At 58.8% G+C, this 20,618-nt stretch carries 20 protein-coding genes and 4 tRNA genes; 18 read left to right on the forward strand and 6 right to left on the reverse strand.

Translation table 11 applies throughout. The features are described from left to right. On the reverse strand, positions 1 to 524 hold a 524-nt coding region (locus tag CGX12_RS13985; RefSeq protein ID WP_368073557.1), incomplete at its 3' end, for an IS5 family transposase. Between the two features lie 386 nt (positions 525 to 910). Here CGX12_RS13985 and CGX12_RS13990 point away from each other — a divergent pair. The 7 genes from CGX12_RS13990 to CGX12_RS14020 all read left to right on the forward strand — a co-directional run bounded on the left by CGX12_RS13990 (position 911) and on the right by CGX12_RS14020 (position 8,377). Next, a complete protein-coding gene (locus CGX12_RS13990) occupies positions 911 to 1,930 on the forward strand; it encodes a TRAP transporter substrate-binding protein (protein ID WP_094040486.1) in 1,020 nt (339 codons plus the stop codon). A gap of 218 nt (positions 1,931 to 2,148) precedes the next feature. Further along, a complete protein-coding gene (locus CGX12_RS13995; protein ID WP_094040487.1) occupies positions 2,149 to 2,700 on the forward strand; it encodes a TRAP transporter small permease in 552 nt (183 codons plus the stop codon). After that, entirely contained in the window at positions 2,697 to 3,962 is a 1,266-nt protein-coding gene (locus CGX12_RS14000) for a TRAP transporter large permease (protein WP_094040488.1), read from the forward strand. Before CGX12_RS13995 ends, CGX12_RS14000 begins: the two co-directional genes overlap by 4 nt. Positions 3,963 to 4,036: 74 nt before the next feature. Then, positions 4,037 to 5,203, forward strand: coding sequence for an iron-containing alcohol dehydrogenase (locus tag CGX12_RS14005; RefSeq protein ID WP_094040489.1), 1,167 nt, complete (start codon positions 4,037 to 4,039; stop codon positions 5,201 to 5,203). A 44-nt stretch (positions 5,204 to 5,247) separates the two neighbouring features. Then, positions 5,248 to 6,843, forward strand: a complete 1,596-nt coding sequence (locus CGX12_RS14010) for an aldehyde dehydrogenase (NADP(+)) (RefSeq protein ID WP_254918302.1) — start codon at positions 5,248 to 5,250, stop codon at positions 6,841 to 6,843. Between the two features lie 104 nt (positions 6,844 to 6,947). Further along, positions 6,948 to 8,144 carry an L-2-hydroxyglutarate dehydrogenase gene (gene lhgO, locus CGX12_RS14015; protein ID WP_094040490.1) on the forward strand — a complete coding sequence of 399 codons (1,197 nt, stop codon included), beginning with the start codon at positions 6,948 to 6,950 and terminating at the stop codon, positions 8,142 to 8,144. A 17-nt stretch (positions 8,145 to 8,161) separates the two neighbouring features. Further along, the gene (locus CGX12_RS14020) at positions 8,162 to 8,377 is read left to right on the forward strand and encodes a nucleotidyltransferase substrate binding protein (RefSeq protein ID WP_254918303.1); all 216 of its coding nucleotides are present in this window, start codon (positions 8,162 to 8,164) and stop codon (positions 8,375 to 8,377) included. A gap of 54 nt (positions 8,378 to 8,431) precedes the next feature. Here CGX12_RS14020 and CGX12_RS14025 read toward each other — a convergent pair whose 3' ends face one another. The 5 genes from CGX12_RS14025 to CGX12_RS14045 form a co-directional block, all read right to left on the reverse strand. Next, a complete protein-coding gene (locus CGX12_RS14025; protein ID WP_176442072.1) occupies positions 8,432 to 8,779 on the reverse strand; it encodes a YkvA family protein in 348 nt (115 codons plus the stop codon). A gap of 15 nt (positions 8,780 to 8,794) precedes the next feature. Beyond that, a complete protein-coding gene (gene radC / locus CGX12_RS14030; protein WP_094040492.1) occupies positions 8,795 to 9,292 on the reverse strand; it encodes a RadC family protein in 498 nt (165 codons plus the stop codon). A gap of 71 nt (positions 9,293 to 9,363) precedes the next feature. Further along, positions 9,364 to 10,260, reverse strand: coding sequence for a recombination directionality factor (locus tag CGX12_RS14035; protein ID WP_094040493.1), 897 nt, complete (start codon positions 10,258 to 10,260; stop codon positions 9,364 to 9,366). Continuing rightward, a complete protein-coding gene (locus CGX12_RS14040) occupies positions 10,257 to 11,240 on the reverse strand; it encodes a YqaJ viral recombinase family nuclease (RefSeq protein ID WP_094040494.1) in 984 nt (327 codons plus the stop codon). Before CGX12_RS14040 ends, CGX12_RS14035 begins: the two co-directional genes overlap by 4 nt. A 77-nt stretch (positions 11,241 to 11,317) precedes the next feature. Continuing rightward, a complete protein-coding gene (locus CGX12_RS14045) occupies positions 11,318 to 12,271 on the reverse strand; it encodes a DUF932 domain-containing protein (protein ID WP_094040495.1) in 954 nt (317 codons plus the stop codon). A 481-nt stretch (positions 12,272 to 12,752) separates the two neighbouring features. On the opposite strand from CGX12_RS14045, the gene CGX12_RS14050 reads away from it, so the two are divergent. The 11 genes from CGX12_RS14050 to oadA all read left to right on the forward strand — a co-directional run. Further along, positions 12,753 to 13,238 carry a CinA family protein gene (locus tag CGX12_RS14050; protein WP_094040504.1) on the forward strand — a complete coding sequence of 162 codons (486 nt, stop codon included), beginning with the start codon at positions 12,753 to 12,755 and terminating at the stop codon, positions 13,236 to 13,238. 74 nt (positions 13,239 to 13,312) lie between these two features. Then, positions 13,313 to 14,383: a recombinase RecA gene (gene recA / locus CGX12_RS14055; RefSeq protein ID WP_094040496.1), complete on the forward strand. Its 1,071-nt coding sequence runs from the start codon at positions 13,313 to 13,315 to the stop codon at positions 14,381 to 14,383. A 46-nt stretch (positions 14,384 to 14,429) separates the two neighbouring features. Continuing rightward, complete coding sequence (locus CGX12_RS14060; protein ID WP_094040497.1) at positions 14,430 to 14,888, forward strand: regulatory protein RecX; 459 nt, start codon at positions 14,430 to 14,432, stop codon at positions 14,886 to 14,888. Positions 14,889 to 14,992: 104 nt separating this feature from the next. After that, entirely contained in the window at positions 14,993 to 17,617 is a 2,625-nt protein-coding gene (gene alaS / locus CGX12_RS14065; RefSeq protein ID WP_094040498.1) for an alanine--tRNA ligase, read from the forward strand. Between the two features lie 180 nt (positions 17,618 to 17,797). Continuing rightward, entirely contained in the window at positions 17,798 to 17,989 is a 192-nt protein-coding gene (gene csrA, locus CGX12_RS14070; RefSeq protein ID WP_094040499.1) for a carbon storage regulator CsrA, read from the forward strand. Positions 17,990 to 18,123: 134 nt separating this feature from the next. Further along, a tRNA-Ser gene (locus CGX12_RS14075) sits at positions 18,124 to 18,216 on the forward strand. Between the two features lie 5 nt (positions 18,217 to 18,221). Next, positions 18,222 to 18,298 (forward strand) — tRNA-Arg (locus CGX12_RS14080). 28 nt (positions 18,299 to 18,326) lie between these two features. Continuing rightward, positions 18,327 to 18,403, forward strand: a tRNA-Arg gene (locus CGX12_RS14085). A gap of 21 nt (positions 18,404 to 18,424) precedes the next feature. Next, a tRNA-Arg gene (locus CGX12_RS14090) sits at positions 18,425 to 18,501 on the forward strand. A 280-nt stretch (positions 18,502 to 18,781) separates the two neighbouring features. Continuing rightward, complete coding sequence (locus CGX12_RS14095; protein WP_094040500.1) at positions 18,782 to 19,030, forward strand: OadG family transporter subunit; 249 nt, start codon at positions 18,782 to 18,784, stop codon at positions 19,028 to 19,030. A 53-nt stretch (positions 19,031 to 19,083) separates the two neighbouring features. Beyond that, positions 19,084 to 20,618 (forward strand): sodium-extruding oxaloacetate decarboxylase subunit alpha (oadA, locus tag CGX12_RS14100; RefSeq protein ID WP_094040501.1); only part of this gene is annotated, 1,535 nt, incomplete at its 3' end.

A 20,618-nucleotide genomic window follows, 5' to 3' on the forward strand; every position in this document is an offset into this window, starting at 1 on the left:
TCACCAGCTGCTTGTAACGGGACATCGCCGTTTCTGCCAGCGAACGCTGATGGTAGCCTGATGTGCTTTTCCATTCGGACAGACTCCCTGATTTCAGCGCCGTGACCACCTCGTTTCTTGGATGTCCTTCTTCCCAGTAGCCCGCATTTTTGCGCGGTGGGATGCGCTTTGCTGCCTTTTTTGAGCAGTAATTGATGGCATTCCCGAGTATCGTAAGCGCCGTCGCCCGACACATGATGTAACTGACGCCGCAACGGGTTGAGCAAGGTCGGCAAGACCTCGTTATCGGCCACATTCTCCAGGCTGACCTCGGCGGCGATGACTTCGTGAGTCCGGGCATCCACGGCTAGGTGCAACTTGCGCCAGACCCGGCGTTTATCCTTGCCATGCTTGCGTTGTTTCCATTCGCCTTCACCGAACACCTTCAGTCCGGTGGCGTCGATAACCAGGTGGGTGACCGCCCCTTTACTGGGCAAGCGGTACTTCACGTTCACCGTCTGGGCGCGCTTGCTGATGCTGCTCACAAATATTTTACAGTTCCCAGGCGGGTAGGTCATCGCGAAGTTGTTGCCTTACTCGTGGTTTCCTCAGGAAAAAGATTGCTTTAGTGTAGGTATATATTGAATGTGATGATATTTTTATTCTTTTAATTCAGATAGTTATGGTTTTTTGTTGAGTTCGGACATTCTCGGTGTCTGGATCTTTACTGCTTCGAATTGTAGCTGTAGCTTCTCAAAGTGATTACCTTTGGTTATATATCAATCATGACTATTCATTACAATATTTTATCGTGCTGCGTAAATTGTTCGTTAAGAAGTAGTGGGCGGCCTGTGTCATTGACCAGGCCAGCTCCTTTTACATGGTGTAATTTATGCCTGTTGGTCATAAATAAAACAAAAAGGATGTAGTTATGTTTAAACAACTGAAGCCCCGTAAGCTCTGCCAGGCCATGGTAGTATGCTCCCTGGTGTTCTCCGGTGCAGCCAGCAGTGCCGAGTATCGAATCAAGGTTTCCCATTCTTCTCCCGCCGTTAATGATCGGCTTGAAGCCTCGCTGCAGGTATTCAAGCAAAACGTGGAGGCGCGAACTGATGGTGCCGTGTCCATCTCCACCTTCCCCGCCAGCCAGCTAGGGGGAGAACGGGAGCAGCTGGAGGGTGTCCAGTTCGGCTCCATTGAGATGGCGGTGTTAGCTGGTCCCGTGTCCAGCATCTATCCTGAGGTGCTGGTTTTTGACCTGCCTTATTTGTTCAAAAACCAAGAAGTAGCTTATCAGGTGCTGGACGGAGACTTCGGCCAGAAAATTTTGGATGGCATGTTGCCTAAAACTGGCATCCGCGGCCTAGCCTGGGGCGAAAACGGCTTTCGCCATTTTACCAACCGTGCTCGTCCCATCTCATCGCCTAGTGATCTTAATGGTATGAAAATTCGTACCATGGAAAACCCAGCGCACATGAAGATGGTGGAGTCCTTCAACGCTACCGCCACGCCCATGGCCTTTGGTGAGGTGTATTCTTCGCTGCAGCAGGGAGTGATCGATGGTCAGGAAAATCCGATCTCCCTAATTGAGAGCATGCGTTTTTATGAGGTGCAGGAACATCTCACCTTGGACGGCCACGTCTATAACCCCTTTATGTTTATAGTGAACAACCGCTTTTTCGAGCGGCTGCCTGATGAGTACCAGACCGTTATTCAGGAAGAGGCTCGTAACTGGGCCAACATCCAGCGGGAGTTTAATGCCGAGCAGGAAAATAAAGGTCTTCAAAAGCTCAAGGAAGAAGGCATGCAGGTGGTGGAGCTCAGTGATGAAGACAAGCAGCTATTTAGGGAGCAAACCAAACCTGTTTATGACTTCTATCGCAAGCAGCTGGGCGATGAAATTATTGACGAGCTGATGCAGGCCGTTGCTATGGCGGAAGGTCTTCAGTAACCCTCCTCACATCCAGGTGATGGACGAGGGTATCGTACTTAACGCTATCACTGTATTAGAAAACAACGTCCTGGCTTTATTTCTTTCTCTCCACTCCCTCTCCGTTCGGTTCGTAAGTAGTCGAACGGAGAGGTGAGATAGAAGAGTATTTTCAAGTGCAGGCCCATATAAAACCAGCACGCCAGTGATGATGTTATTGGCAAGAATGGTGTTTTGATATGACGATAATAGGTTTTTTTAAAAAGCTGGACGGGATCCTGACCGGTATTGAAGAGCGGCTTATCTACCTGCTGATGGCCAGCATGCTGACCATTGTATTCCTGGCGGTACTCAACCGCTTTCTGATCCAATTGCCCATGTCTTGGTCTGAAGAGGTGGCGCGCTATCTGATGATCTGGGCAGCCTTTGTGGGGGCAAGTCTGGGGGTCAAGAATTCTGTGCATATTTCCGTGGATGCACTGGTGCATGCAATTCCTCCTGCTGCCCAGCGTATGATGACTCAATTGGGTAATGTGTTGAGCTTTGCTTTTTGTGCCTGGTTTTTCTACATCGGTGCCGAATTCATTGGCCGGTTAATGGATGCAGGCCAGCTGTCACCCGCCCTGCGTATGCCCATTTACTATGCCTATGCAGCAGTGCCCTGTGGTTTTGCGCTGATGTCGGTACGTTACCTGATCAGCTTTGTTTATTTATTTTATGAAAAAAGCAGCGATGTCCGGAATGAAAGCCTGAATATCGAAGGTGCCATGGAAAGAGGAAAGAAAAAATGACATCCGCTATGTTTATGGGCATGTTCGCGCTGATGCTGTTGAACATACCTCTGGCTCTGAGCATTGCCTTTGCCTGTGTGCTCGCATTCATGTTCTTTACCGATATGCCCATGTTTGTGACCGTGCAGCGTATATTCACCGGCATTGATTCTTTTCCGCTGATGGCGATACCCTTTTTCCTGCTGGCCGGCAAGATCATGGAAAAAGGTGGGGTTTCCATCCGACTGGTCAATCTGGGCGCCAGTATGGTGGGCTCAACTCCGGGAGGCTTGGCCATTATCGCCTTGCTGGCTAGCATGTTTTTCGCGTCCATTTCGGGATCCGCCCCCGCCACAGTGGTAGCCATCGGCAGCATCATGGTGCCGGCCATGATCAAGGCGGGTTATGACAAGGGATTCTCGGTGGCGCTAATGGCGGTGGGTGGCACTATCGGCATCATCATTCCGCCCAGCATTCCGTTTGTGGTCTATGGCATCTCCGCCAATGTCAGTATTGGTGATCTCTTTATCGCCGGTATAGTCCCCGGTCTGGTGGTGGGTGGGTCGCTGATTGCCTATGCCTTTTATTACTCCAGAGCACGGGGCTATCGGGGAGGGACACCCACCAGTTTCCCTCATTTTATCGACTGCCTGAAAAAATCAGTGCTTGGTCTGGCTATGCCAGTGATTATTCTGGGCGGGATCTACAGCGGTGTTTTTACTCCGACCGAATCCGGCGCTATTGCCTGCGTCTATGGCCTGATCATTTCCTTGTATGTGTATAAGGAACTGAAGCTGGCTGATCTGAAAGAGATCTTTGTATCGTCCGGGTTGACTTCATCCATGGTGCTTCTAATTATTGGTGCTGCCAATATCATGGGTTGGGTGTTAACGACAGAGCAGTTTCCGCAACAGGTTTCCGACTGGATTTCCAGCCTTGGTGCCGAGACAGTTTGGTTGTTGATTGCTATTAACGTGGTGCTACTTTTGATCGGGACTTTCCTCGAGCTGAACGCCGCCATCATATTGCTGGTGCCAATACTGTTGCCGATACTTGGAAATGAGGGTGTTAACCTCATTCACTTTGGTGTCATTATGATCACCAACTTGGCGATCGGCTTGCTGACACCACCTCTGGGGGTCAATCTCTTTGTTGCCAAGAGCCTGAGTGATACCACCTTTGCGCTGATCGTCAGAAAGGTTTTCCCGCTGCTACTGGTGATGATCGTCGACCTGTTGCTGTTTACCTTCTTGCCCAAAATCTCGTTGCTGTTTGTCGACTAGGAGCGCCGGCCCGGCTTGACCGGGCCCGGAATTATTGACTGGGGCAAGTCCCAAATCCAAACAAAGAGGATGTTATGCAAAACTTCAATTTTTACTTCCCCACTACGCTCAAATCCGGCTTTGGTCTGATAAAACAGTCCGGCAACTTACTTAAGCCTTATGTGCAGGAAAAATTGTTGGTAGTGACAGATCAGGGGCTAATTGATGCCGGCGCACTGAACGGTTTTTTTGCGTCCCTGGAACAGGCGGGCGTGAATTATCACGTTTATCAGGATGTACAGCCAAACCCCGCCGTTGAAGTGATCGAAGACGCAGTGACCGTGTTGAAACGCACCGGCTGTGATGCGATCGTGGGTGTAGGGGGGGGGAGCAGCATCGATACCGCCAAGGCAGTGGCTGCGATGGCCACTAACCCGGGCAGTATTCTCGACTATGAGGGCTACGACCGCCTGGTTAATGCTCCCATGCCACTGTTTGCCATTCCCACGACCTCGGGTACCGGAAGCGAGTGCACCGCCTCTACTGTGGTGACCAACCCGGCAAACAAGTTCAAAACTGCCATTATCAGCCCTTTGCTGTTCCCGAAGCTGGCGATTCTTGATGCGGAACTGACCCTCAAGTTACCGCCGGCCATTACCGCTTCGACCGGCATGGATGCGCTGACTCACGCCATTGAGTCTTACGTATCCAAGCAGGCAAACCCCATCAGCCGGGCCCTGGCCATTCAAGCGATCATCATGATCGCGCAAAATCTGAAAAAGGCCTATTTCGTGGGCACAGATGCTGAGGCCAGGGATAACATGTTGGTAGCTTCCTTCCTGGCAGGCCTGGCCTTTTCCCAGTCTAAGCTGGGTAATGTACACGCCATTTCCCATACATTTGGCGGCATTTTCAACATTCCCCACGGCGTGGCCAATGCCGCCCTGCTGCCCTATGTGGTCAAGTTCAACCTGCCTGCCTGCCCGGGTCTGTTCCGGGATATCGCTGTCGCCATGGGCGAAAATGTGGACGGCCTGGATGAGAAGGCCGCCGGCAGCAAGGTGATCGACGCCATTTTCCGCCTGAACCAGGCCATTGATATTCCGCTGAATGTCCAGGAGTTGGGCGTTGATCTGGCAATGCTGCCGCAGATGGTAGAAGACTCCATGCGCAGCGGCAACGTGCTGGTCAATCCCCGCCTGACTCGAGCCGCCGATATCGAGCGGATCATCACCGATGCCTACCACGGCAAGCTGGACTGAGCCCTGGCTACCGAACTGCGGGAGCAGAACTACCTGTGAAACGAATGATTGAGGAAAAGCAGATGTTGTTAACTGGAGAAATGCTGATCGGCCAGCAGGCTGTAGCCGGCAGCCGTGAACCCATTTATGCCATCAACCCGGCCACTAACGAGCAACTGGCACCGGCCTATCATGGCGGGACCAGCAAAGAAGTGGAGCGCGCCGCCCAACTGGCCTGGGAAGCCTTCGACCACTTCCGCGAAACCTCCCTCGATACCCGTGCCGGCTTGCTGGAGACCATCGCCAGTGAGATAGAGTCCCTGGGGGATACCTTGATCCAGCGCGCTATGGCGGAAACCGGTCTGCCCCAGGCCCGTCTTGAAGGCGAGCGGGCTCGCACCTGTAATCAACTGCGGCTATTCGCCGAGGTGGTACGTTCCGGCGACTGGCTGGATGTGCGCATCGATCCGGCCATGCCGGAACGCCAGCCGATGCCGCGAGTTGATATGCGCCTTCGTCAAATCCCTGTGGGACCCGTTGCGGTGTTTGGCGCCAGCAACTTTCCGTTGGCCTTCTCGGTAGCCGGTGGCGACAGCGCCTCGGCGCTGGCCGCAGGCTGCCCGGTTATTGTCAAGGCACACTCTGCTCATCCCGGTACCTCCGAGCTGGTGGGACGTGCAGTGCAAAAGGCGGTGGCCCAATGCGGCCTGCCCGAGGGGGTGTTCTCGGTATTGTTCGGTTCCGGCCGGGAAGTAGGCGCCACCCTGGTGGCCGACCATCGTATCAAGGCAGTAGGCTTTACTGGCTCCTTCAGCGGCGGTACCGCACTGATGCAGATTGCCCAGCAGCGCAAGGAGCCGATCCCGGTATTCGCCGAGATGAGCTCCAGCAACCCGGTGTTCTTGCTGCCGGAGGCGCTCAAGGCCCGGGGCCAGGAGCTGGCCGAGGCCTTTGTCACCGTGCTTAACAATTGCGCTGGCCAGTTCTGTACCAGCCCGGGGTTACTGATCGCCGAGCGCAGCGAGGCACTTGATGCCTTTGTGGCCCGGGCCGCGGAGCGTATTGAACAATGCCCGACTCAGACCATGCTCACCCCCGGCATCTTTGATGCCTATGAACAGGGTGTGAATGCCCTGATAGCCAATGCCAGAGTGCGGCAAGTGGCCCGCGCCGGGGAAAGTGCGGCTCCCAACCAGTGCCGTGCAGCCCTCTTTGTAGTGGCTGCGGCGGACTTTATCGCCGATGAAAGTCTGCATCATGAAGTATTTGGCTCCGCAGCCCTGGTGATCGAATGTGCCGATCAGGCTGAAGTTCAGCAAGTTGCTGAGCGTCTTGAAGGCCAGCTCACCGCCACCCTGCAGCTGGATGACGCCGATATGGACGTCGCCCGCCGGTTGCTACCGGTGCTGGAGCGCAAGGCTGGCCGGGTATTGGCCAACGGCTGGCCGCCCGGACTGGAGGTGGTCCACGCTACCGTGCACGGTGGTCCCTTCCCGTCAACCTCCGACAGCCGCACCACCTCGGTGGGCAGTGCCGCCATCGTGCGTTTCTTGAGGCCTGTGTGCTATCAGAACTTACCCGATATCCTGCTGCCAGCTGCCCTCAAAGAGAGTAATCCGCTGCAGCTCAAGCGGCGTTATGACGGCAAGTATGAATACTGATCCCCTATTCCTCTGATGCTAAGCAGATGCCGGTATGCTCACCTCGCCGGCATCCTTTGTTTTTGAGCAGCATCCGGGGTGATTTCAACAATAAAGAGGATTACATGTACGATTTTATTATCGTCGGCGGCGGTATCCTGGGCATGTCGACCGCCATGCAGCTTAAGCAGGTTTACCCCGACAAGCGCATGCTGTTGCTGGAAAAGGAAAGTGGACCGGCCCAGCACCAGACCGGCCATAACAGTGGGGTGATCCACGCAGGGGTCTATTACACCCCGGGCAGCCTCAAGGCACGCTTCTGTTTGGAAGGCAACCGGGCCACCAAGACATTCTGCGAGGCCAATGACGTGCCCTTTGATATCTGCGGCAAGTTGCTGGTGGCCACCAGTGAGCTTGAAATGGAGCGGATGAAGGCATTATGGGAGCGTACCGCCGCCAACGGCCTTGAGCGGGAGTGGCTGTCGGCCGGGGAACTGGCCGAACGCGAGCCCAATATCACCGGGCTGGGCGGCATTTTAGTGCCCTCCAGCGGCATCGTTGACTACGGCGCGGTCACCCGGGCTATGGCCGATCAGTTCGAGCACATGGGCGGTGAGATCCGTTATCACTGTCAGGTGACCGGCCTAGAAGAACGCCACGATGAGGTGGTGGTCAAGACTAGCAGCGGCGAGTTTACAAGCCGCTATCTAGTCACCTGCTCGGGGCTGATGGCCGACAGAGTTATCCGTATGCTGGGACAGGATCCGGGCTTTACTATCTGTCCCTTCCGGGGTGAATACTACCGGCTTCCACAAAAGTACAACGACATCGTAAATCACCTTATCTACCCCATCCCCGATCCGTCCATGCCGTTTCTAGGTGTGCACCTGACCCGTATGATCGATGGCAGTGTCACAGTAGGGCCCAACGCCGTGCTGGCGTTTAAGCGCGAGGGCTACCGCAAGCGTGATGTGTCTCTTGTCGATCTGGCACAGATGTTTAGTAACCCCGGCATCCTGCGGGTGTTGGCCAGCAATCTTCGCCCAGGACTGATGGAGATGAAAGATTCCTTGTACAAGCGCGGTTATCTCGAGCGGGTTCGTCGCTATTGCCCTGGGCTGGCACTGGAGGATCTCGAGCCCTATCCGGCTGGGGTGCGCGCTCAGGCTGTTTCCCGGGATGGTAAACTGGTGGATGACTTCCTGTTCGTCAATACTACACGCACGGTCAACGTCGGTAATGCCCCCTCACCGGCGGCCACTTCGGCATTGCCTATTGGTACGCACATTGTCGAACAGGTCAAGGTGATGGTAGAAGGCTAAACGAGATTTCGGCCAACATACCACGGGAATGCCTGCAACAGGCTTATGTCGCCCACTGGCTGGACGATGAAGGCGAATGGCTCTCCATGCTCAAGGACCGCAATTTTACTCTGCATTCCTACAAGGAAGAGGTGGCATGGGATATCTACCGGCGACTGCCGGATCACCTGGCCGCCATGCAGGCGCTGCACCAACTGCTCAGCCAGCGTTTTGGCGGTAGCGCCGGCGAGTAGAGGTGGATTGCGTCACTCGGAACAAAAAACGGCGGCGAGTTGCTTTTTTGTTTTTCAATCCCCAAACCACTCCCGCAGCTTGCGTTCGGCTTGCCGCTCTACCTCGGCATCCACGTACAGCGAGATGGTGACCAGGGCGGCGCTCAGCACCGCCAGATCGTCGCTGTAGCCGATAACGAAGATGGCGTCAGGGATGGCATCCAGCGGAATAATGAAGTAGGCCAGGGCACCGTACACCACGGTCTTGGCCCACAGCGGGGTTTCCGGCTTCTGGGCCGCGTAGTACAGGCACAGGCAGTGACGGATCACATCTCTGCCTGCCCGGCGCAGGTTGGCCATGAGCTTGCGCCAGAACCGTTGCTCGTTGAACTGGGGTTCCAGCTCGTTCGGGTTGAACTTCATGGGGTTCTCCTTGGCTCAGATCTGGCCGCGCTCGGCCAGGGATACACAGCCTTCCAGCCCGACGATAACGTGGTCCAGGGTGCGGATATCCACCAGGCTGAGTGCATCGCGCAGGCGCTGGGTGATGGCCACGTCCGCCCGGCTGGGCTCGGGATCGCCGGAAGGATGATTGTGCACAAAGATGGCGGCGGCCGCGTTGCAGGCCAGGGCCAGCTTGACCACCTCCCGGGGGTAGACGCTGGCGGCGTCGATGGTGCCGCGAAACAGCTGCTCGAAGCGCAGGATGCGGTGCTGGTTGTCGAGCAGCACCACCGCGAAGATTTCGTGCTCGCATTCCTGCAGCAGGGTGCGCAGCGCCTCGAAGGTTTTGCTTGGGGCGTCGAGCACCCGGCCTTTGGCCAGCCTCCGGCGGGCCAGCTTGTTGGCCATGTGCAGAATATCGGCCTCGGTCACCGGACCGGGAGCCAGGTAGGTGCCGGCCTGCTCGCCGGCGATAAAGATGTTATGGCTCATGGGAAACTCCAGGCATAAAAAAGCGCCGCTCGGGGGCGGCGCGTAGTGGATCGATAATGACGGTCGTGGGGTTACTGTACGGCGCCCAGTTTGTTGGTCAGACGGGTGGACTTGACCAGGGTGGTGGGTTTGCTTTCTGGTTCGGGCTCGGGCTGGCCGTCCTGCTCCGGGTAGAACTCGTCCAGCAACAGCGGGACTTCATCTTCACCGTCCTCGAACTGGCCGTTGTGCAGCAACTGCCGGGCGATGCGCTCCAGGTTGACCAAGTCCACCCCGGCCTGTCGGTAGTGCTCCGCCTCCTGTAGCGCGGCGCGCACCGCGTCCGCCAGGCTGTCCTCGTCACGCAGGGTCAAGTCCACGTAGTACACCGGGGTACGGTAGGACTGGGTGGTGCTCTTGGCCCTGAGCTTGAGTTGCAGCGCCAGATGGCGGGTATGGCCACCGGTGACCGCCTCGAAGTACTGCAACCGGGCCGCCAGGGTGCGCACCGAGTTGTAGCCGGTGGTACGAAAGATAAAGCTGCCCAGTTCGTCATTCTGCCCCTCCACCTGCAGGTTCAGCCGGCCATAGAGCTTGCAGCCCTGCTCATGGGCAAAGCGGCAATGCTCCGGCCCGGGACAACACACCTCTTCTATTCCTCCTTCATTGACGCGTTTGGCGGTTTCGCCATTGCCCACGCACAGCGGCCGGCCGGTACTGCGGTCGAAGGCGCTGTATTCGGCGCGCAGGTTCAGCTCGCTGTCGTTGAACAACACCCGTACCGGGATTGCCCGGATCTTGCCGTTGGCCGCGCCCTCCGCGTAGCGCTGGTGCAGCGGGTGCAGCATCCAGCCGTGGCGGTTCTGGACCTGGGTGGTGAGGGTGAAGCTGTCGTCCTTTTCCGGCAGCCACTTGTCGTTCTTGTTCACCAGCTTGCCAATGCTGATCCGCCCGATGATGGGCGGGGTGATGGCCAGTCCCTTGATCATGACTTGCTCCTTTGCAGTTGCACGGTAAAGCGGCGTGAGCCGGGTACGGTCTTACTACACTGCTGCAGCCATTCCGGGTGGTTGTTGCTGAGCTTTTCCATATCGGGCACCACCCGGTCGCGACTGCGCTTCCAACTGATTTGCCCCTCCTGGAACACGGCGCCGCCGGCCTCGCCCAAGGCCGCCTGCAGTTGTTGCTTGAGCCGGGCCTCCCGGGCCTCGGCTTCCTCCTTCTTCTCCTTGGCGGTCAGAAAGTGAAAGAACAGGTTGTTCATCTCCGGCGACCCGGTCAGATCCAGCACCGGCGCTTTGTCTTCGGGATAGAGCGCCTGCAGCGCTTGGCCGGCGTCCTCCGAGCCGTCCGGCTCCGGTTGGGTGTCGTTGACCACGTGCTGCCAGAAGGCGGTCTCCCGTTGGATCAAATCGGCAATTTTGTCGTCGTCCCGATTGACCCGGTAGATACGAAAATCCCGCCCGGCGATCAGCACCGCCACATCGGCCCAGGCATGGCCGGTGACAGCCAGCTGATGCAGCACCTGGCACTGGTAGGCGAGGGGAGTGCCCTGCTCCCACTGGGGGGCGGAGTGATAACCGGCGGTCTTGATCTCCAGGGTGCCGACGCCATCCGGGTGGCCCAGCACCTCCCGGTCCAGGTTGGCGAGCATGAAGGGGTGCTCCGGGTGCTGCAGCACCGCATTGACCCGACGCATCTTGAGCTTGGTGCGCTGGGCGTAGACGTAAGCCACCACCGGCTCCAGGGTGGTGCCCCAGAACACCGCCTCGTTGTTGGCCAGGTCGGGTGCCGGTCGGCGGCCGGTTTTCTCCAGCCAGAGGGACAGCGGGCTCTTGTAGGGGGACAGGCCAATGGCCACCGCCGCATCGGACGAACCGATACCGGACTGGCGCACCTGCAGCCATTGTTCACGGGTGAGCGCCTTGGTGTCGGCCAGGCGCAGGGCGTGGGAATAACGTGCTTTCATGATGAGTCTCCTAAACGCATAAAAGCCCCGCTGGCTCTCGCCAGCGGGGCTTATGGGCAATCTATCGAAGGAAGGGATTAGTGGAGTAAGGCCATGGCCTGGCTGTAGGCCTTGTGCTTGAGCTGGGCACCGTGACCGAACCAGGCGGAGTCGAGCCGGTAATCCTGGTTGCGGGCGCGACGGTGGTGGTCGACAAACTCGGTCATGGCGTTGACCAGGCCCCAGGCGGTGTTCTTGCTGGACGCCAGTTCGGCACCCATGCCGGCGCCGTCGTACAGGCTGAGCAACTGCTGCATCGGCTTGGCGGGCGGCAGGTCGGCTTGGGTGGCACAAGGGTCGTCCAGCACCTCGGCAAAGAAGCGATGGGCTTCCTCCGGCGAGACCGGTCGTTGGCTCATGGCCTTCAGGTCGCGCATGAAGGTATCCCAGCTCGACAGACCGAGCCCCAGCGCCTCTTTTACCTGCTTGGGGTCGAACACGGTGGAGTGGGGCACCTTGACCGCACCGGCCTTCTGGCCAACGGCCACCTGCAGGGTGTTGTTGCACACCACCCGCACCGAGGTGAACTGGGCGGTGGTACAGAGGGTGCCGTCGCAGCTGGTGGCGAGCAGCAGATAGGCCTTGAGCTGGTCATTGCCCTTGAGCTTGGCGGCCTGACCGGTTTTGGCCAGGGCCCACAGCTTGCGGCCGCCCTTGAGTACCCCGGCGGTTTCCAGCTCAAAGCCAACGGCCTGCACCAGGTCCTTGTAGAAGTGCAACACCTCCTCGGGCTGCACCACCTTGTAGCGGTTGGACACCACCGACAAGGGCGCCAGGGTATCGGAGCGATACAGCACCTGAGCGCCGTCGTGGCTACGCAGGAACAGGCCCTCCTCGGCGGCGTTGAACATGACGTCGCTTTGCTTGATGGACCAGTCCATGCCGGCTTCCTTGAGCCAGACCGACAGCGGCTGCTGACGGGATAGTTGATTGCCCAAGCCATGCCAGGGCACCTGGCCCACGTAGGCCATGGATTCGACGAGATGAGACATAACGAATACTCCATTGATGCTTGGTAGGCCAGGCGAGAGAAGGGGACGGCGTTGTCCTGCCAATATCAATGGAGTGATATGTATCTGAAAACTTTTACAAATGATTATTATTTGTCTTGGTGTTATTTCTTGTGAAGTGAAACAGTGTAGTTGGATGGGAGTGAAGGAGTAGAATGAAGGTTAACAGTAGAGAGTGAAGCAAGATCTAGTTCAGTTACGAGCTTGATTTTTGTGTAGGTTAAGATGTAGGTTTTTGTTTTTATTTTTTAAAACTACTTATAAATCAATATAAAGACACCCATGCATCATGGGCGTATGTTGGGTCTTGTCTTGATTCATAAGCTAAATCAATACCTTATATTTTCATGAGAAGTGCTCTGGTGCCAGGAGCGGGCGATAGGCATTGGCGCTGCCGGCCCGGGCCGGCATAATACCAGCATATTGGCGCAAGCACATGACCCGGGGAGGGGCCTTGGACAGCATGACTCTGGCACGGCGGCTGGGCGAGGCCCTGTTGCACCACAAGCTGATGATGGCGACCGCCGAGTCCTGTACCGGGGGCGGTATCGCCTGTGCCGTTACCGACATCGCCGGCAGCTCGTCCTGGTTCGACCGGGGGTTCGTCACCTATTCCAACGCCGCCAAGAGCGAGATGCTGGGGGTGGCGCCGACGCTGATCGAACACCACGGGGCCGTGAGCGAAGAAGTAGTGACGGCCATGGCCAGGGGCGCCTGCGCCCGTTCCGGCGCCGATCTGGCGGTGGCGGTCAGCGGCGTGGCCGGCCCCGGTGGCGGCACGCCGGACAAGCCGGTGGGCACCGTCTGGCTGGCCTGCTACCTGGCGCCGGCCGAGCGCCTGCATTGCCGTCTGCTCCGGCTGGATGGCGATCGCCTCGCCGTGCGCCGGCAGACGGTGCTCGCCGCCCTGGAAGACTGCCTGGCACTGCTGGCGGCATACCGCACTTGATACTGTACGAATAACCAGTATACTCTTTCTTATCATTTCGACGACGAATCAGCATTCATTCAGGGGAGCTCCTCATGGATCAGAACAAAGAAAAAGCCTTGGCCGCCGCCCTGGGCCAGATTGAAAAGCAGTTTGGCAAAGGCTCCATCATGCGGCTGGGCGACAACAAGGCGTTGAACGTCGAAGCCATCTCCACCGGCTCCCTGTCCCTGGACATCGCCCTGGGCATCGGTGGCCTGCCCACCGGCCGTATCGTCGAGATCTACGGTCCCGAGTCCTCCGGCAAGACCACCCTCACCCTGCAGGTGATCGCCGAGGCCCAGCGGATGGGCAAGGTCTGCGCCTTCGTCGACGCCGAGCATGCGCTGGATCCGGTCTATGCCGGCAAGCTGGGCGTAAACGTGGACGATCTGCTGGTGTCCCAGCCGGATACCGGCGAGCAGGCCCTGGAGATCTGCGACATGCTGGTCCGCTCCGGTGCCGTCGATGTCATCATCGTCGACTCGGTGGCGGCGCTGACGCCCCGCGCCGAGATCGAGGGCGAGATGGGCGATTCCCACGTGGGCCTGCAGGCGCGACTGATGTCCCAGGCCCTGCGCAAGCTCACCGCCAATATCAAGAACGCCAACTGCCTGTGCATCTTCATCAACCAGATCCGCATGAAGATAGGCGTGATGTTCGGCAGCCCCGAAACCACCACCGGCGGTAACGCCCTCAAGTTCTATGCCTCGGTGCGCCTCGATATCCGCCGCATCGGCGCGATCAAGGAAGGCGACGAGGTGGTCGGCAACGAGACCCGGGTCAAGGTGGTCAAGAACAAGGTGGCGCCACCGTTCAAGCAGGCCGAATTCCAGATCATGTACGGCGCCGGTATTTCCAAGGAAGGAGAGCTGATCGAGCTGGGCGTCAAGCACAAGCTGATCGAGAAATCCGGTGCCTGGTACAGTTACAAGGGCGACAAGATAGGCCAGGGCAAGGCCAATTCCATCAAGTTCCTGCTGGAAAACAAGTCGGTTTCCGATGAAATCGAGCAGCAGCTGCGCCAACTGCTGCTGACCCCGGCGGCCCGGGAGGAAAACGGCGAGCGCGACTTTGAAACGGTGGCCGAGCTGGATGGGCCGGACGGCAGCAGCGGTGATTTCTGAGCATCAGGCCGGGATAGTCCCGGCCTTTGTGTTTTAGTGGTGCAACATGGAACAGAACCTGACCCCGCAACAGCTATGGGATTGCGCCCTGCGGCTCCTGTCCCGCCGGGATCACGGCCGGCGGGAGCTGGCCCGGAAGCTGCGCCAGCGCGGCTTCGAGCCAGCGCTGATAGAACAGGCCCTGGACCGGCTGGAGCAGCAGCACTGGCTGGAGGAAGATCGTTTCGTGGCGGTACAGGTGCGCCAGCATGTCCTGAAGAAACACGGTCCCCTGCGTATCCGCGCCGAGCTGCAGCGCAAGGGCATCGCCTCGGCCGATATCGAACGGGCCCTGGAGGAAGCCGCCGCCGACTGGTTCGCCCTGGCCGAGCACTGCTATCGCGCCAGGTTCACCCCGGCCGGCCGGCTGGACGTCAAGGAAAGGGCCAGGCGCATGCGTTACCTGCAGGCGAGGGGATTCGGCCCCGAACATATCCGCCACGCCCTGGAATCCGACCCGGAATAACGCTTTCTCCGCCACCGCCGCAAGGCGCGTTTTACATTGGCCCGGATACCTTTTAAATTATCCGGGTCAACGCCTATGAACCCCAGCAATAAACAGGATTATCCATGCAGATGACCACATCCGAGTTACGCACCGCGTTTCTCGAGTATTTCCGCCAGCAGGGCCACCAGGTGGTGGCATCCAGTTCGCTGGTGCCCCACAATGACCCCACCCTGCTGTTCACCAACGCGGGCATGAACCAGTTCAAGGACCTGTTCCTGGGGCTCGAGCAGCGCGCCTACAACAGGGCGGTGAGTTCCCAGCGTTGCGTGCGGGCCGGTGGCAAGCACAACGACCTGGAAAACGTGGGCTATACCGCGCGTCACCACACCTTCTTCGAGATGCTGGGCAACTTCAGTTTCGGCGACTATTTCAAGCAGGACGCCATCCGCTTCGCCTGGGAATTCCTGACCGAGGTGGTCAAGCTGCCCAAGGACAAGCTCTGGGTCACCGTCTACGCCACCGACGACGAAGCTTTCGATATCTGGGCCAAGGAAATCGGCGTGCCCGTCGAACGCATCGTCCGCATCGGCGACAACAAGGGAGCCAAGTATGCTTCCGACAACTTCTGGACCATGGGGGACACCGGTCCCTGCGGTCCCTGCACCGAGATCTTCTACGATCACGGCCCCGAGATCTGGGGCGGCCCTCCCGGCAGCCCGGAAGAGGACGGCGACCGCTACATCGAGATCTGGAACCTGGTGTTCATGCAGTTCAACCGCCATGCGGACGGCACCATGGAGCCGCTGCCCAAGCCGTCGGTGGATACCGGCATGGGCCTGGAGCGGATTGCCACCATACTGCAGGGGGTGCACTCCAACTACGAGATCGACCTGTTCCAGGCCTTGATCAAGGCGGCCGCCAAGGCGGTGGGCACCCAGGATCTGGACAACAAATCCCTGCGGGTGATCGCCGATCATATCCGCTCCTGCTCCTTCCTGATCGCCGACGGTGTCATGCCGTCCAACGAAGGCCGGGGCTATGTGCTGCGCCGTATCATCCGTCGCGCCGTGCGTCATGGCCGCAAGCTGGGTGCCGAGCAGGCGTTTTTCTATACCCTGGTGGGGGCCCTGTGCGAGCAGATGTCCGACGCCTATCCGGAGCTGAACAGCCAGCGGGCCATCATCGAGAAGGTGTTGCGCCTGGAAGAAGAGCAGTTCGCCCGTACCCTGGATCGGGGCCTGCAACTGCTGGAGGAGGCCCTCGACACCCTGGGCGACGGCAAGGTGCTGCCGGGTGAAGTGGTGTTCAAGCTGTACGACACCTACGGCTTCCCCGCGGACCTGACCGCCGACGTGCTGCGGGACAGGGACATCAGCATCGACGAAGCCGGCTTCGAAACCCTGATGCAGCAGCAGCGGGAGCGGGCCAAGGAGGCCTCCAACTTCGGGGTGGACTACTCCAGGGTGATCAAGGTGGACGGCCAGACCGACTTTACCGGTTACCAGCACCTGGCCGAGCCGGCCAAGGTGACCGCCCTGTTCAAGGACGGCGAGCCGGTACCGGCCCTGATCGCCGGTGAGGAGGCCGCCGTGGTGCTGGACAAGACCCCCTTCTACGCCGAATCCGGCGGCCAGGTGGGGGATACCGGCGTCATCAAGATGGACGACGGCCTGTTCGTGGTCAAGGATACCCAAAAAGCCGGCAACGGCATACTGCACCTGGGCTACCTGGAGCTGGGCACCCTGGAAGTGGACGAAGCGGTGACCGCCGCCGTCGACAGCCAGCGTCGTCAGGCCACGGCGCTCAACCACTCGGTGACCCACCTGCTGCATGCCTGCCTGCGCAGGCTGCTGGGCGATCACGTCATCCAGAAAGGCTCCCTGGTGGGCCCGGATCGGCTGCGCTTCGACTTCTCCCACCTGGAGGCGATGAGCGCCCAGGAAATCCGGGAAGTCGAGGACATGGTCAACAGGGAAATCCGTGCCAACCACGCGGTATCCACCGAGCTGATGGATCTGGACGCCGCCAAGGAGGCTGGCGCCATGGCCCTGTTCGGCGAGAAATACGACGACGAGGTGCGGGTGGTGACCATGGGCGGGGTGTCCACCGAACTGTGCGGTGGTACCCATGTGCGGCGCACCGGCGATATCGGCCTGTTCAAGATCCTGTCCGAAAGCGGCATCGCCGCCGGTGTCCGTCGTATCGAGGCGGTGACCGGCGAGGCCGCCCAGGCCTACCTGCACCAGCTGGATCACGAACTGTCCCAGGCCGCCGGCCTGGTCAAGGGCGACCTGTTCTCGGTGTCGGCCAAGGTCCGCCAGGTGCTGGATCGCAGCCGGCAGCTCGAGAAGGAAATCGAACAGCTCAAGGCCAGGCTCACCGCCCATGCCGGCGCCTCCCTGCTGGAGCAGGTGATCGAGGTGAACGGCACCAAGGTGCTGGTGGCCAACCTGGAGGGCGTGGATGCCAAGTCCCTGCGCGGCTCCCTGGACGACCTCAAGGCCAAGCTGCAGTCCGGCGTGGTGGTGCTGGCTACCGTGGCCGACGGCAAGGTCAGCCTGATCGCCGGGGTGACCAAGGATCTGACCGGCAAGGTCAAGGCCGGCGAACTGGTCAATCTGGTGGCCCAGCAGGTGGGCGGCAAGGGCGGCGGCCGTCCCGACATGGCCCAGGCCGGCGGCACCGAGCCGGCGCAGCTGCCGGCGGCGCTGGCCTCGGTGACGCCCTGGTTGACAGAGCGGCTATAATTTTTATTCAGCAGAGATGCCCTGACTGAACGAAAAAGAGGCCTGTCTATGACAGGCCTCTTGATTTGGTAGCGGGGACACCCCATCTGTATGAAGGGGAAAGGCTAGGTTTTTTAGAGCCTTTATTGGATAATAAATAACATTTTTTAACTATTACAGCGGATAGACAGGAGCAGCCAGATGCTGATTTTGACTCGTAGAGTAGGGGAAACCCTGATGATTGGTGACGAAGTCACCGTGACCGTGCTGGGCGTGAAAGGCAACCAGGTGCGTATCGGCGTCAACGCGCCGAAGGAAGTGTCCGTGCACCGTGAAGAGATTTACATGCGCATACAGGCCGAGAAAGGGACCGGCCAGGACAGCCAGTACTAAGGCTTCCGGGGCGTTTTTTGTTCGTATCGCCTGCTTTTAACTCATTGTGTTTAAAGAGTGTTCGAACAAAAATATGGGCGGGAAAAAGTGTTTGACTTATTTTGGCTGCACAGTAATATACGCCCCGCAAACACGGTGAGGTGGCCGAGAGGCTGAAGGCGCTCCCCTGCTAAGGGAGTATGCGGCTTATACCCGCATCGAGGGTTCGAATCCCTCCTTCACCGCCATCTACGCATCCGTAGCTCAGCTGGATAGAGTACTCGGCTACGAACCGAGCGGTCGGAGGTTCGAATCCTCCCGGATGCGCCATTTTTACAGCAAGTCAGTTTTTAGATAAGCATCCGTAGCTCAGCTGGATAGAGTACTCGGCTACGAACCGAGCGGTCGGAGGTTCGAATCCTCCCGGATGCGCCATCTAAAGCAAAGAATCAATCTGCATCCGTAGCTCAGCTGGATAGAGTACTCGGCTACGAACCGAGCGGTCGGAGGTTCGAATCCTCCCGGATGCGCCATCTTAAAAAAACCGGCTTCAGGCCGGTTTTTTTGTGTCTCCCATTTCCCCCTGCCTTGTATCCATAACGTGGTCATCATGTTGTGTTTTTGTGTACAAATCACATAAAAAAGACCATTCATGAATATTTATTCTTAATTTTTGGCTTTAAATGTGCAAAAGGTGGCTTGACTCACACTTTTTTTGTAATATTTACAACATTTTTCAAGATGTAACATTGCCAAGGCATCCTCAAGCTGGGTATGCTCTTGGCCGGATAGTAAACAGCAAGGAGCATGCTGATGGATAATGTCTCTTCCCAACTGCTTGATGCCGCCAGCCTGATGGGCCTGGGGATGGCGTTCGTGTTCGCTTTTCTCTCGCTCACCATAGTGGCGGTCAAGCTCTTGTCGCTGGTGGCGGCCGAACCGGCCCCCAGGCCGGCCGCCGCTGCCGCCATGCCGGCCACCCCATCCCAGGGTCTGAGCCCGCAGAAACTGGCGGCGATCAGTGCCGCCATCAAGCAATACAAAAACAATAAGAAAGGCTGAGCCCTGCTCAGACATGGACTAACTGGAAACGGAACTTAACGGAGCTTCGTCATATGACCAAACCTCTTGCCATCACCGACGTGGTGCTGCGTGATGCCCACCAATCCATCCTGGCCACCCGCCTGCGCCTGGAAGACATGCTGCCGATCGCCGAGAAGCTGGACGACATCGGCTACTGGTCCCTGGAAACCTGGGGCGGCGCCACCTTCGACGCCTGTATCCGCTACCTGGGTGAGGATCCCTGGGAGCGCCTGCGTGCCCTGAAAAAGGCCATGCCCAAGACCAAACAGCAGATGCTGCTGCGTGGCCAGAACCTGCTGGGCTATCGCCACTATGCCGACGACCTGGTGTACAAGTTCGTCGAGCGTGCCCGTACCAACGGCATGGACGTGTTCCGCATCTTCGATGCCATGAACGACGTGCGCAACCTGGAAACCGCCATCAAGGCCACCATCGCCGTTGACGGCCACGCCCAGGGCACCATCTCCTACACCACGTCACCGGTGCACACCCTGGACATGTGGGTCGAGATGGCGAAGAAGCTGGAAGACATGGGCTGCCACTCCATCTGCATCAAGGACATGTCCGGCCTGCTCAAGCCCTATGAGGCCGAGAAACTGATCAAGAGCATCAAGGCGGCGGTCAAGCTGCCCCTGGCGCTGCACTGCCACGCCACCACCGGCCTGAGCCTGCCCACCCATATGAAGGCCATCGACGCCGGCATCGACATGCTGGATGCCGCCATCTCCTCCATGAGCATGACCTACGGCCATTCGCCCACCGAGACCCTGGTGGCCATGGTGGAAGGCACCGAGCGGGATACCGGCCTGGATCTGGTCAAGCTGGAAGAGATTGCCGCCTATTTCCGCGAAGTCCGCAAGAAGTACGCCAGGTTCGAAGGCAGCCTCAAGGGCGTGGACTCCCGCATCCTGCTGGCCCAGGTGCCCGGCGGCATGCTCACCAACATGGAGAGCCAGCTCAAGGAGCAGGGCGCGGCCGACAAGATGGACGAAGTGCTGAAGGAAATCCCGCGGGTGCGGGAAGACCTGGGCTTTATCCCCCTGGTGACGCCCACTTCCCAGATCGTGGGTACCCAGGCGGTGATCAACGTGCTCACCGGCGAGCGCTACAAGAGCATCACCAAGGAAACCGCCGGCGTGCTCAAGGGCGAATACGGCGCCGCCCCGGCGCCGGTCAACGCCGAGCTGCAGAAACGGGTGCTGGATGGCGCCGAGCCCATCACCTGCCGTCCGGCGGATCTGCTGAGCGATGAGCTGGACAAGCTGACCGGCGAGTTTACCGAGGTGGCCAAGGCCGAAGGTCTGCGTCTGGCCACCGAGGTGGTGGACGATGTGCTCACCTACGCCCTGTTCCCGCAGATCGGCCTCAAATTTATCCGTAACCGCGACAATCCCGCCGCCTTCGAACCGGCCCCGGGCAGCGAGCCCGAGTCGGCCGCCCCGGCCGCCGCCAAGGCCGCCAGTGGCGCGCCCGAAGTCTATGCGGTCAAGGTCGACGGTCAGGTGTTCGAGGTGGAAGTGGGCCCGGCGGGCAGCATCAGCGCCGTGCGTGAAAGCGGCGCGGCGGC

The organism is Zobellella denitrificans, assembly GCF_002237365.1.
GTDB classification, from domain to species: Bacteria; Pseudomonadota; Gammaproteobacteria; order Enterobacterales; family Aeromonadaceae; genus Oceanimonas; species Oceanimonas denitrificans.

Coding starts and splice junctions, on each gene's coding strand:
- CGX12_RS14040 (WP_094040494.1), bottom strand. CDS start 11,240: ATGAAAGCACGTTATTCCCACGCCCTGCGCCTGGCCGACACCAAGGCG.
- CGX12_RS14035 (WP_094040493.1), bottom strand. CDS start 10,260: ATGATCAAGGGACTGGCCATCACCCCGCCCATCATCGGGCGGATCAGC.
- lhgO (WP_094040490.1), top strand. CDS start 6,948: ATGTACGATTTTATTATCGTCGGCGGCGGTATCCTGGGCATGTCGACC.
- CGX12_RS14045 (WP_094040495.1), bottom strand. CDS start 12,271: ATGTCTCATCTCGTCGAATCCATGGCCTACGTGGGCCAGGTGCCCTGG.
- CGX12_RS13990 (WP_094040486.1), top strand. CDS start 911: ATGTTTAAACAACTGAAGCCCCGTAAGCTCTGCCAGGCCATGGTAGTA.
- CGX12_RS14060 (WP_094040497.1), top strand. CDS start 14,430: ATGGAACAGAACCTGACCCCGCAACAGCTATGGGATTGCGCCCTGCGG.
- recA (WP_094040496.1), top strand. CDS start 13,313: ATGGATCAGAACAAAGAAAAAGCCTTGGCCGCCGCCCTGGGCCAGATT.
- csrA (WP_094040499.1), top strand. CDS start 17,798: ATGCTGATTTTGACTCGTAGAGTAGGGGAAACCCTGATGATTGGTGAC.
- alaS (WP_094040498.1), top strand. CDS start 14,993: ATGCAGATGACCACATCCGAGTTACGCACCGCGTTTCTCGAGTATTTC.
- CGX12_RS13995 (WP_094040487.1), top strand. CDS start 2,149: ATGACGATAATAGGTTTTTTTAAAAAGCTGGACGGGATCCTGACCGGT.
- CGX12_RS14010 (WP_254918302.1), top strand. CDS start 5,248: ATGATTGAGGAAAAGCAGATGTTGTTAACTGGAGAAATGCTGATCGGC.
- radC (WP_094040492.1), bottom strand. CDS start 9,292: ATGAGCCATAACATCTTTATCGCCGGCGAGCAGGCCGGCACCTACCTG.
- CGX12_RS14095 (WP_094040500.1), top strand. CDS start 18,782: ATGGATAATGTCTCTTCCCAACTGCTTGATGCCGCCAGCCTGATGGGC.
- CGX12_RS14005 (WP_094040489.1), top strand. CDS start 4,037: ATGCAAAACTTCAATTTTTACTTCCCCACTACGCTCAAATCCGGCTTT.
- CGX12_RS14050 (WP_094040504.1), top strand. CDS start 12,753: ATGACTCTGGCACGGCGGCTGGGCGAGGCCCTGTTGCACCACAAGCTG.
- CGX12_RS14025 (WP_176442072.1), bottom strand. CDS start 8,779: ATGAAGTTCAACCCGAACGAGCTGGAACCCCAGTTCAACGAGCAACGG.
- CGX12_RS14000 (WP_094040488.1), top strand. CDS start 2,697: ATGACATCCGCTATGTTTATGGGCATGTTCGCGCTGATGCTGTTGAAC.